Annotated in this window: 10 protein-coding genes; 6 read left to right on the top strand and 4 right to left on the bottom strand. The window is 38.8% G+C overall.

Annotated elements, in window-relative coordinates; genetic code table 11:
• Positions 1–250: 250 nt before the first annotated feature.
• Both RMY31_RS18510 and RMY31_RS18505 read left to right on the top strand, forming a co-directional pair.
• The gene (locus RMY31_RS18510) at positions 251–457 is read left to right on the top strand and encodes a hypothetical protein (protein WP_322660588.1); all 207 of its coding nucleotides are present in this window, start codon (positions 251–253) and stop codon (positions 455–457) included.
• 103 nt (positions 458–560) lie between these two features.
• Entirely contained in the window at positions 561–1727 is a 1167-nt protein-coding gene (locus RMY31_RS18505) for a PAS domain-containing protein (RefSeq protein WP_322660590.1), read from the top strand.
• Between the two features lie 143 nt (positions 1728–1870).
• Here the strand turns inward: RMY31_RS18505 and RMY31_RS18500 are convergent, their stop codons facing one another.
• Both RMY31_RS18500 and RMY31_RS18495 read right to left on the bottom strand, forming a co-directional pair.
• Positions 1871–3034: a choice-of-anchor tandem repeat NxxGxxAF-containing protein gene (locus tag RMY31_RS18500; RefSeq protein WP_322660592.1), complete on the bottom strand. Its 1164-nt coding sequence runs from the start codon at positions 3032–3034 to the stop codon at positions 1871–1873.
• Between the two features lie 325 nt (positions 3035–3359).
• Positions 3360–4994 carry a tetratricopeptide repeat protein gene (locus RMY31_RS18495; protein ID WP_322660594.1) on the bottom strand — a complete coding sequence of 545 codons (1635 nt, stop codon included), beginning with the start codon at positions 4992–4994 and terminating at the stop codon, positions 3360–3362.
• Positions 4995–5344: 350 nt separating this feature from the next.
• Here RMY31_RS18495 and RMY31_RS18490 point away from each other — a divergent pair, with 350 nt between their 5' ends.
• Together RMY31_RS18490 and RMY31_RS18485 are read left to right on the top strand one after the other, a co-directional pair.
• Positions 5345–5938 (top strand): ParA family protein, encoded by a 594-nt coding sequence (locus tag RMY31_RS18490; protein WP_322660596.1) that lies wholly within the window; start codon positions 5345–5347, stop codon positions 5936–5938.
• 49 nt (positions 5939–5987) lie between these two features.
• Entirely contained in the window at positions 5988–6257 is a 270-nt protein-coding gene (locus tag RMY31_RS18485) for a CopG family transcriptional regulator (RefSeq protein ID WP_322660598.1), read from the top strand.
• Positions 6258–6285: 28 nt separating this feature from the next.
• Here the strand turns inward: RMY31_RS18485 and RMY31_RS18480 are convergent, their stop codons facing one another.
• The gene (locus tag RMY31_RS18480) at positions 6286–6903 is read right to left on the bottom strand and encodes a sporulation/spore germination protein (RefSeq protein ID WP_322660600.1); all 618 of its coding nucleotides are present in this window, start codon (positions 6901–6903) and stop codon (positions 6286–6288) included.
• Positions 6904–7063: 160 nt separating this feature from the next.
• On the opposite strand from RMY31_RS18480, the gene RMY31_RS18475 reads away from it, so the two are divergent.
• Both RMY31_RS18475 and RMY31_RS18470 read left to right on the top strand, forming a co-directional pair.
• Positions 7064–8536 carry an integrase gene (locus RMY31_RS18475; RefSeq protein ID WP_322660602.1) on the top strand — a complete coding sequence of 491 codons (1473 nt, stop codon included), beginning with the start codon at positions 7064–7066 and terminating at the stop codon, positions 8534–8536.
• A 152-nt stretch (positions 8537–8688) separates the two neighbouring features.
• A complete protein-coding gene (locus tag RMY31_RS18470; protein ID WP_322660604.1) occupies positions 8689–11325 on the top strand; it encodes a PAS domain S-box protein in 2637 nt (878 codons plus the stop codon).
• Positions 11326–11332: 7 nt separating this feature from the next.
• Here RMY31_RS18470 and RMY31_RS18465 read toward each other — a convergent pair whose 3' ends face one another.
• Positions 11333–11911, bottom strand: coding sequence for a Uma2 family endonuclease (locus RMY31_RS18465; RefSeq protein ID WP_322660606.1), 579 nt, complete (start codon positions 11909–11911; stop codon positions 11333–11335).
• Positions 11912–12141: the final 230 nt, after the last annotated feature.

The raw sequence follows: 12141 nt of genomic DNA, 5'->3' as shown, positions 1-12141 counted from the left end.
GAAATTTTCAGCAGATAGAAGCAAAATTTGGCGTAAAAAGAGTATTTCTTGAGTGTTAAAGGATTCCATTCTCTAGTTTATTTACAGATTAGTACTCGACTAACTCAAAATTGACGGATGGGAGCAACCTCTTGCTGTGTAAACTCTTGAGGCTGGATAAGGAAGAATTTTCTTGTTGCTTTTATCGCTTAGCAGGTATTGTTTTTGCAAATAGATAAAGACTTTTTATTAATCAAAGGAATTACGAGGCATGAATCTAAATATTTTGGCAGTACCTAAATTTAGTCAGGGTCAAATGGTAGGATTTATTGGTGGGGCAGGTATCATCAAAAACTATCGACCAGAGTCAAGTCGCTGGGTTTATTTGATAGAAATGCCTATGGGGCCTGAGCCAGAGATGGGTCAGATCGGCTATGAAACTATGATTTGGCTAACTGAGGAAGATATCTCGACATAAGCTAAATTAACAATATTTGACTTATCTTCTTCTACCGTAAAAGAGTCACATTCCCTCGAAGTAACTTTTTCACACCTTTAACCTATTAGAAAGAAGATTTAAAATGAACATAGAGCTATTTCTCCAACGCACAGAAGTATTGCACAAGCGTTTAGCAGATTTATCCCAAACTGCTAATATCCTGCCTTGGATTCCGCCAGAACTGCTCCCAGACGCTTTTAAGGAAATCCAGAGTAACTTAAGAAATTTGCATTTAGCAGTGGATGAACTGTATCAGCAAAATGAACAACTAATAGAAACGCAAAATGTGTTAACAGTAGAACGCGAACACTACCGAGATTTATTCGAGTCAGCACCAGATGGGTATTTAATAACTAATGCTAAAGGGATTATCTTACAAGCTAATCTTGCCGCATCTAAATTACTCAACCTTTCAAAACCTTTTATGGTGGGTAAAGCATTCGTTAACTTTATCCCTTTAGAAGAACGTCACCATTTTCGCAGTTTTCTTAATCGGCTATCCGAATCGGACAAAGATAGAGAATTGGTAATACGCTTACAGCAACGTCATGGCGAGTCATTCAATGCAAATTTGAGAGTGGCAATTGTCCGCAATCAGCAGGGTAAAGCAATATCTATACGCTGGTTAATGCGTAAAATTCCTGTAACTTACAAAACAGAATCATCATTAGTCGATAATAATAGTAACTTGCTCCAAGATCGCTATAAATATAAATATACTAAAGGTGAAAATATTCCGCTCAACCCGCAAGAAATTTTATATGTTTGTCAGGGTTTGGTTAAACTAAGTACATTTTGTGAAACGGGTGAAGAAGTGCTTGTAGGGTTAGCAAAAGCAGGAATGGTTTTTGGCTCGAGTTTAACTTCTTTAAACAATTACCAAGCAACAGCCGTCTGTGATATCGAGTTAGTCTCAATTCATGTAGTAGAGATAGCAGCTTCTCTAACACTGAGTTATACTCTTTTACCAAAAATCAAGCAGCGGTTACAGCAGACTGAATCTTTTTTAGCCATTTGTGGAAGGCGACGGGTAAAAGAGCGCTTGTATAATTTATTACGACTTTTGAAACAGGAAATTGGTGAACCAGTTTTAAATGGAACTCGCTTGAGTGTTCGCTTCACTCATGAAGATATTGCTAATGCTTGCTGCACTACTAGAGTAACAATTACACGATTGATGGGTAAATTAGAAAAACAAGGCATTATTAGTTTTAATTCAACTAATCAAATTATTGTGAAAAATATTTAATTAAACCCAATAAGAATACTATCAAAACTAATAGCAAAATCTTTTCTATTAAACTAGCTACTAATACTAATTCCTAATTTGTAATGAAAGGGCACAAAGCCTTGCACCCTAACGTGTAATCAACACAACCGAGAATCACTATATTACTTATTTTTGTACAAATGCAGCCACGTAGCACCTACACCAAAAACCACTAACCCAAGCCAAGAGGAAGGTTCGGGAACAGAGGTAGCATTTTCAGGAGTGGCGACGTAGATACCTTGAGTACCATTAGCAAGTGAAGCAGCAAAAGCAATTTGACCGCGATTATTCAGCCCCTGAAGGTCAAAGGATTCAATGCCTGTCACTTTGGAACCAAAGAGGTTGTCGCCAGTAGCAATGACCTTATTTTTGACTAAATCTGACCCAGTAAAAATGCCTTCGCCTCCAGATTTCAAAAAAGCCCAAAAGGCTACTTTTCCGTCATCATTAATAGCAGGAGAAGCACCAAAGCCATCAAATGAATCCCTAGTATCAGCAATGGTCTTTAGTGACCCGCCATTGCCAGTAAAAATGCCTTCGTCTCCTGATTTTAAATTAGCTAGAAAGGCAACACTTCCTTGTTTGTTAATAGGAGAACCATCGCCAGAGAGGGAGGTAAATGAATTATTGGTATCTGCGATGATAGTAGTTACTTGACCGTTGCGAGTCACAAGTCCTCTATCTGGCAGAATCAATGATACTGTTGCTTGATTGTTGATTGAAGGATTACCTCCATTTGTGTTGGCAATAAAGGTAATTTTTCCATTGATATTAATATAGGTCTTGCCAAATTCGTTATCGGTAAAGACCACTGTTCCTTTGTCGTTGATTGAGGGTCGCGATACAAGAATAGCTTTAGCGTTATCGTCGAAGTAAACGGTAGTCAGTGACCTCCCATTGCCAGTAAAGAAGCCAACACCTGACACATCATTCAGTGTACGCTCACCCTGAAAAGCCACAGTTCCGAAATTGTTTAAGGAAGGAGTACCCAGAAAACTAAAGGAACCATTAGTGCCGTTGGTATCAACAATGGTAGTAATCTTTTTGCCGTTACTAGTGAAGATACCAATTCCACTGTTATTGTCATTTTCATAAGCACCACTAAAGGCTACCGTTCCTTTATCGTTAATGGCGGGGGAATTGAATTCATAAACAGGAATGCGGAAGGAACTATTGGTATCTACAATTTTTTTAAAAGTGAAGGAAGCGGCTTGGGCTTTGCTTGTGGTGAGTAAGCCCAGCACGGTACTGTATAGTATGGTTACTGCCAACTTTCTTACAGTCATAGCCGATGTTAATTGGTGAAACAGCCTAAATTTTGTAGATAATCAAGAAGATAAATGGTATTTTTTTCTGACACCATTAATCTACTCTGGAATTATCTTTGGATTCCAGTCAATCATCATACAGGTTATAGGTATCAAAGTATTTAGTCTTAAGTATGAAATAGTGCGATCGCTAGTAAGTAGATAAGCTTAAAAAAATATAATATGCTCTGTCATTGCGAGGAACGAAGCAATCCCAGTCTTTGCGATTGCTTCGTTCCTCGCAATGACCTCTTACATTTAATTATGTCTACCTACTTACTAATTAATAAATACTACTAACTTACTAAAATTTTAAAATATCTAATGATTCTTCTATTTCTAAATCTAAAATTCTTTCTCTTGTATCTTTAAGGGCTTCTAAATTACCTTGTTTACGGTAAATATCCAATGCTCTTTGAAAGTCTTCAATTGCCCCCTGCTTATCTCCAAGTTCAAAGTAGACACTACCACGATTATAATAAGCATCACCATAATTAGGATTAATCTTAATTATTTGAGTGTAATCTTCAATTGCTCCTACAAAATTTCCGAGTTCATAGTAAGCATTACCACGATTATAATAAGTGTCAACGCAATTGGGATTAATCTGTATTGCCTGAGTATAATCTGCAATTGCACCTTCAAAATCGCCTAAGTCAGAGCGAGCATTACCGCGATTTTTATAAGCTTCAGCATCATGAGGATTAATCTGTATTGCACGATGAGATCCTGGTGGTTCTCCTAATAAATACCGAGTAATTCCTCGATTTTTATGAGCGTTGGCATAATGGGGATTAATTTGAATTGCTTGAGTGTAATCTTCAATCGCTCCTTGGTTATCTCCTACATGAGAACGAGCTTCTGCACGGTTTTTATAAGCCACGGCAACATTTGGATTAATGCTGATAGCTTGAGTGTAATCTGCAATTGCTTCTTCATAATTTCCTAGTTGATAACGAGCCATACCTCTTTTATTGTAAGATTTAGCATCTTTAAGATTAAGCTGTATTGCTTGCGAATAATCTGCGATCGCTGCTTCATAATTTCCTAATTGATAATAAGTTAAACCTCTTTTGTAATATACATAAGTATCGTTTGCGTTAACTTCTAAGGCTTGATTGTAATTGGCGATCGCAGCTTCATATTGTCCTTTTTCAAAGCATTCATCACCTAAATTTGCATAATTTATATCTTCTTGATGAAAATTTAAACGCTTATCAACCGCAAAATATAATGAAGGTTTATTTAACTGATGCGTAGTCTGTGTAGATAGCGGTTGTGGCTTTGAATAATATTGGTTAATTGCAGTTTCTTGTTTGGGAGAATTATAATTTACAGAAGATTGACACTGTTCTAAATAACACCATAAACCGCCACCATACAAAAGTTGATCTATCCCAAATGAGATTCTACCAGTTTTCAGTTTAATCATTCGTGTCGGGAGAAAGCCTGCCAAGAAAAGGTGATATTCTGATTGCGCTTCATTCACCTCTTCTTGAATGAAAACGCAGACTACAACTGCATTTTTTTCAACTTCTTCGGAACTAATTGACCATCTGACTTTATCTATAGCGCCATGACGAGATTTGACTTCAATGCCAATTGTGGGATCGGAAGTTAGTGTAAAGTCAATTTTGCCATCGCCGCCGAATCTTTTTTCATAATCGACTTCTGTAATAAAATCCGCTAAACGTTCTTTGACAACTTCTTCACCCAGTTTTCCTTTGAGGTAACTAATAAAAACGTCACGGACTGGCGAAACACGCTTATATTTCTCAGCCATTTCCCAGCAAAAGTCCCGTAGTATTTTTAATCTCTCTCCAGAAATTATTGTTAATTCACTATATTGACCTTCTGTTTCACAATGAAGCAGACAACCAGATTTTAACCTTTTAATAAAATCAGACTGTAGCGATCGCAGTAGGGTAATCCAGTCCATTTATAGTTCTGCGAATCTTTTGATGAAATTATTTTATTAAAAAATCCAGTCGGCGTAAACTTTTCAATTCTTTTGGAATGAGATTGTCAAAAAGTAGTATCGACCCCATAACACTTCTTAATAAAAATTAACGAATCGTACTTAGTTGTATTCAATGCTTTAATAACTCACTTTACTTAATTTGCTTTTTATATAAATAATTAGTAGATAAAACAAATAAGTGCTAAATATTTGTATACAAAGCTTTTATTACATTTAGATGTTTGAACATTTAAATGCAAAATATAACTAAACATCCAGATGTTTAAACATGTAGTAGAATCTTGGCATTATTTGCGTTTAAATCCAAAATGATTATCACTGTAGCGGCATTCAAAGGCGGTGTAGCTAAGTCTACGACAGCACTGCACTTAGCTACATACCTTCAGACCAAAGCTGACACTCTGTTAGTGGACGGCGACTTAAACCGCAGTGCTTTGGATTGGTCAAACCGAGGTTGTTTACCATTCAAAGTGGCTGATGAAAAACAAGGGGTAAATTTAGTAAAACTCTATGAGCATATAGTAATTGATACGCCAGCGCGACCAGATTCAGATGAGCTAAAAACTATTGCTAAAGGATGCGATTTGTTGGTCATTCCCACGACTCCGGATGCAGTTGCTTTAGCTGCAACACTGCAAATGGTTGACTTACTCAAACAATTAAAGACTAATTATCGAATTTTGCTAACTATCATTCCGCCAAATCCAAATAAAGCAGGAGAAGAAGCTAGAACTGCTCTAGAACAAGCAGGACTACCTATGTTTAAATCTGGAATTCGACGGCTTGCTGTATTCCAACGGGCTGCTTTAGAAGGTGTGCCAGTAAATGCTGTCAAAGACTCTTACGCCCAAATTGCATGGCGATGCTACGCAGGGGTGGGAAAAGAAATATTAAGCAATTAAAAACTAAAAACTACTGACTGTATGCAAATTAAATGTGGAGGAGCTGACTTTGAATAATAAGAAAAAAACTAGCCGTTTTGATGAGCTGATTGATGCAGCTCGCAGTCGTCAACAAAGAGATCGGCCACAGCCAACTGAAGATCGACCTACTTCCCAAAGCAAAAGCACCGACCCGGCTTATACCCGTACCACAATCTATTTACCTAAGCAATTGCATCGACAACTCAAGGCAGCCGCAGCTTCACAGGAGCGACAGATGAGCGATATTGTGGCGGAGTTGGTTGAGCAGTGGCTTTTAGTTAAAGGGAGTGGGGAGTAGAGAGTGAGGAGTTCCCAACGATTGCTGACTAAAGCACAATTTCCTGACCTCGTTCGGTGAAGCGAACTTCCTTAATATTCCATTGGGCGTTACTTGTTAAAGTTTTGCGGAGGCTGCCAAACAAAGCAAACTGTTCGCAACTAGAAAGAGAAGCTAATTGCCGCTTTGATTGCGGAGATAGTCGCAAATCAACTGTTGCCACGCCATTTTTCACGCCAACACGATAACCAGCAAAGCCAAAGTCACCTGTATCTTGCTGCTCTATAATCTTACCTACTGCACCTTTTACAGGTTCCTCAGCGGGTACTGAAACTTTTTGAGGAATCAGTTCTTGACATTGGGCATCACTTGCATATAGGGTAACGTTGACCGTTTTGCTAGCGGCAGCTTGGGTAGTTGCAGCAGGCGTGACGGGTGTGGTTGCTACTGGCTCAACATTGCTGGAGCTAGCTCTGATTTGAGCCTTGGTAGGGCTTTGACTTGGGGTTGGAGATAATGTATTGGGTGTGGGTGTAATGGTGGGTGTTGGCGAAATACTAGCAATATTACGAGGAGTAGGGTTAGAACTACAACTGCCGAGGCTGGCTGCGATCGCAACAATAAATGGTAAAAGATATCTTTTGCTGGTATTCATAATCTTGCTCATAATTATGCTATCAACTTCAGTGTCGCTGGTATCAATTCCGCATAAATTGGGAAGTTTTGCAAACTCAAGAGAGTGGGGAGTAGGGTAGGGAAAATTAATTAATGGAAAAGCGCTGTCAGCCTTAAAGTTAAATTACTTAAAACTAATTTAGAAAAAGCCTATGCCCAGCAGCGAAGCTAGTACTTACGATATCCGTAAATCAGTGTGGGATGGTATACCAATTGACCAATGGGAACCATCTAAATGGAAACAGTGGAAGCCTAAACAACCTGCATCAGATGAAAATGCCAAGATGGAGCGTGAGTATCTTAGGATAAAACACGCAATTGGGCAAGCTAATTCTGCATTAAGTTTAGATAGAATCAAAGTCAAACTGAAGCTGACTAGTCCTAAAACTATAGCTTTACAAGGGACGTTTCCCTGTAGACCTGGTGATGTCGGAAAACATGGCAGCCCTAATAAACAGTACACCATTTCATGCGGTTTTGTAGCTAATGATGCTGGAGTAAAAATGGCTGTATTGAAAGCGCGGGAATTAGACTTATTATTAATGACAAAGCAATTCCAGTGGACACCAGATTTACTCGGTAAACAAGCACATAATTTAGGCGCATTAGATAAAAATAAACCCGAGCAACTCATCAGTGAATTGATTCAGGAATATGAGCGGGAGTTTTGGAAAACCCACGAAAAGAATCGGCAAGGAATACGTACTTGGGAAACTCATTATATGAGGCATCTCAAAAAACTTCCTCAAGATGTACCATTATCTGCACAATCGTTGGCAGCAGCATTAGAAAAAACTAAAGCTAATACATCAGGTAGGTTTTTTTTGGTATGGCAACTAAAAAAGTTTTGTGAGTTTTGTGGGATTGATGATTTTAAGACAATTTATGCTTATATGACTCCCAAACCTCATCCTACCATCCGAAAAATTCCCTCAGATGAAGAAATTATCCAAGGATTTATTAAAATGGGGATGCCTTTATCAGCATACGCTAGTAAGGAGAATCTAACACAACCCGAACAATGGCAATGGGCTTATGGGATGTTAGCAACTTATGGGTTAAGACCTCATGAATTATTCGCTGTGGATATAGTAGCATTTACACATACATTAAATACCTTTCATTTAGTTACTTTAAATCCTAGTTTGACAGAAGGTACTAAGACTGGTGAAAGGAGTTGTGGTATTCCTCCATTACATCCTCATTGGATAGAATTATTTGATTTGAAGAATATTAGATTACCATATAATGAAGGGACACTAAGTAATAAAACTGCGAAACTTCATATCAAATTTAGAACTTCTGATATCGGCTTTAGACCTTATGATTTGCGTCATGCCTATGCTCTGCGTGGTCATCGATTGAGAGTCCCAATTAAGACAATGGCTGATTACATGGGACATACAGTACAAGAGCATACTAAGACGTATCAAAGATGGATGAATGAAGATACTAACTTAGAAATTTATAAAGAAGTGGTAATTCACAGACAAGGTACAACCAAGGAAGCGCTGAAAGAGAGAATCAGTGAATTAGAAGCTGAGAATACGGCACTAAAAGCTGAAAATGCCACCCTCAAAGGACTATTAATTAAACATCAATTAGGTGAATTCTTGAGCCAATAAAGTGAACAACAAGATTCCCGACTTCTTAAAGAAGTTAGGAATCTGAGGCTTGATGCGGAATTGAGCATAAAATACTGATTTGGTTGGCTTAAGATTGGGCAACATAGATACTAAACTCAACTTCAGACACCTAGCTAGTAAATGCCGAAACTATGGCTCCTAATCTCATTACTGTAGATAAAAATACGTATGAATCTCTTCAACAAGAGCTGATAGAGCTGCGTCAGGTAGTAGCCCGTTTAGAGCAGGCGAAGTCTTCAAACACCCTAAAATTTAGCCAAGAGCAGATGGCTTTGTTTATAGAATACACGCCTGCTGCGATCGCTATATTTGACCGTCAGATGCGCTACTTGCTGATGAGTCGCCGCTGGAGAGAAAATTATGGCTTGGGTGATGAAGAGATTATCGGTCGCTCTTGTTATGAGGTTTTTCCGGAGATTCAAGAGCATTGGCGGGAAATCCATCAACGTTGTTTGGCAGGAGCTGTTGAGAAATGTGAAGAAGATGCCTTTCCCCGTGCAGACGGAACAATCGATTGGGTGAAGTGGGAGATACATCCTTGGTACGAAGACTCTGGTGAAGTTGGCGGAATCATCATATTTGCGGAAGTAATTACCGCTCGTAAACAGGCAGAAGCAGCACTTAAACGACTGAATGAGGAGTTAGAAGCTAAAGTTGAAGAACGCACGGCAGCACTGCGTCAGAGCGAAGCACGGTTAAAGCGGCTGGCAGATAATGCGCCAGGGATGCTTTATGAATTTCATCTGCAACCAGATGGCACAATGTCCTTTCCTTATGTTTCTTCGGGATGTCGAGAAATTTTAGGATTAGAACCGGAACAGATCGCAGAAGATGCTTCTCTCGCATTTGCCTATATTTACCCTGAGGATATTCCAAATGTTCAACAAGCAATTGCTCGCTCAGCCCAAACTCTGCAAAACTATGAATATGAGTGGGGGATAATAACTCCCTCTGGTCAGCACAAACGGGTTAAGGCGATTTCCCGGCCAGAAGGTCAACCTGAAGGTAAAGTTATTTGGTATGGTTATTTATTTGATATTAGCAAACAGCAAGCTGCGTTGCGCGATCGCCAGCTAGTAGAGCAACAACTCAAAGCCCAGACACAGTTTTTGCAAAGCATCTGGGAAGGTGTAGACTATGGCATTTACGTCCTAGATGTTTTAGATGATGGGGCAGAGTTTCGTTACATTAATTTCAATCCAGCTATCCTCAGAATTAGTCCAATTCCTCTGGAACCATTTTTAGGAAAAACAATAACAGAGGCACTATCCCCTGACATAGCACATCACTATCGCCAACGCTACAGGGAATGCATCAAGTCAGGCAAAAGCGTTTTCTTTGAGGAATCTTTCTCTGCTCATGACAAAGAAACTTGGTGGTTGACTACAATCAATCCCTTGAAAAATAGTGAAGGTCGAATTTATCGACTGGTAGGGACAACTTTAAATATTACAGCACGTAAAAAAGCAGAAGAAGCACTCCAAGAAAGTCAGCACTTCATTCAACGTATTGCCGATTCTTCTCCTAATATTCTCTACATCTTTGACCTAGAAGAACAGCATAATGTTTACGCCAATCAAGAAATTATTACTCTTCTCGGCTATTCTATTGAAGAAATTCAACAGATGGGAGACAAGCTGATTCCCACTATTACTCATCCAGAGGAAAAGGAAAAACTAGCAACTCAGTTGCAAAGGTTACTTGCCGCCAAGGATGGCGATATTTGTGAGTATGAATATCGAGTGAGGCGAGGGAATGGTGAATGGTGCTGGCTTTATACTCGGGAAACGCCATTCAGTCGCAATAATGATGGAAAGGTTAAGCAAATTCTTGGTGTATCAACTGATATTACCGAACGCAAACAAGCCGAACTTCGTTTGCAACAACAAGCGGAAGACTTAGAAAATACTTTAATTGAATTACAACGCACTCAAACTCAACTAATCCAAAGTGAGAAAATGTCTTCACTGGGTAATATGGTTGCAGGTGTTGCTCATGAAATAAACAACCCGATTAACTTCATTCATGGTAATCTTATTCCTGCTAGTGAATACGCCCAAGATTTGTTGAAACTGGTAGAACTGTATCAATTACACTTTCCTTATCCTCCAGCCGAAATTCAAGCAGTAATTGCTGCGATCGAACTTGATTTTCTCAAGGAAGACTTAGTGAAACTCCTTAAGTCTATGCGGGTAGGAACCCAGCGCATTCGTGAAATTGTCCTGTCCCTACGAAATTTCTCCCGCCTTGACGAGGCTGAATTCAAGCAGGTAGATATCCATGAAGGACTCGATAGTACTCTGATGATTTTACACAATCGCCTCAAAGCTAAACCAAATCATCCAGAAATTTCGGTCATTAAAGAATATAACAAACTTCCTCTCATAGAATGCTACCCTGGTCAACTCAATCAGGTTTTTATGAATCTTCTCAGTAATGCTATTGATGCTTTAGAAGAATCAATTGCCACTAGCAAAATAACTGACAATCCTACCATTCACATTCGTACTGAAGTTATCAATAGTAACCGAATAGCAATCCGGATATCAGATAATGCTATGGGTATCCCCAAAGAAATATTTTCAAAACTATTTGACCCTTTCTTTACTACCAAAGATGTAGGTAAAGGTACTGGACTGGGGTTATCTATTAGTTACCAGATTGTGGTAGACAAACATGGTGGAAAATTAGCTTGTAATTCGACACCTGGGCAAGGAGCAGAATTTATAATTGAGATTCCTATTAATCAACCAAAAACTAGCAAATAATATTAAGTTATTCCCAAACTATTTGCAAGTCTAAAACAAAACCTGGTAATGTATCTTCTCCTGATAATTCTTGAGGAGACTCTATAATTTCTACTGGCTTGTCTTGGCGATATATTTCAACTTGACCAGCTTGGCGATTAATTAACCAGCCAAGCTTTATTTGATTATCCATATATTCTCGCATTTTGGCTTGAGTTTCTTCCAAGCTGTCGCTAGGAGACATTAACTCTAAAACAAAATCTGGGGCAATGGGAGGAAACTTTTCTTTTTGTTCAGGCGTAAGTGCATCCCGTCTATCTTTTCGTATCCAAGCAACATCAGGGGAACGGTTTGCGCCATTGGGTAGTTTGAAACAGGTAGAGGAGTCGAATATCTCACCAAGTTTATATTTTCGATTCCAGATGACGAAATCTGCTGTCAATCCTGCATTATACTTTCCAGTTTCTCCTCCTGTGGGTGGCATGATAATTAATTCTCCGTTGGCGTTTCGCTCAAATTTGATTTCTGGGTTCTTTCGACACAGTTGATAAAATTGGTCGTCGGTGAGTTTGATGATGGGGTTGAGGTTAATAGTAATTACTGTCATGATGATTAGATTAGAGATTGCATCGACCTATTTACCCAGCATTCTAAGCTAGATATATACAAAATGAGTTTAATTGATGTGCGATCGCTGCACATATTTTCTTCTCTATCTGGTTAAGTTCATAATAGTTAAAAGTGTAATTGGTGGCTTTTAACTCTGATTCAGAATGAAAGCAATTAAGATGAGATAATTGAGTCGAATATCCTTCAGTCAACCGTTTTGGTGTAGCC

The sequence above is a fragment of the Dendronalium sp. ChiSLP03b genome (genome assembly GCF_034531165.2).
In the GTDB taxonomy this organism is placed as follows: domain Bacteria; phylum Cyanobacteriota; class Cyanobacteriia; order Cyanobacteriales; family Nostocaceae; genus Dendronalium; species Dendronalium minutum.
Note: the sequence above shows the minus strand (reverse complement) of the source record. Positions and strands in the feature narration are given on the sequence as shown.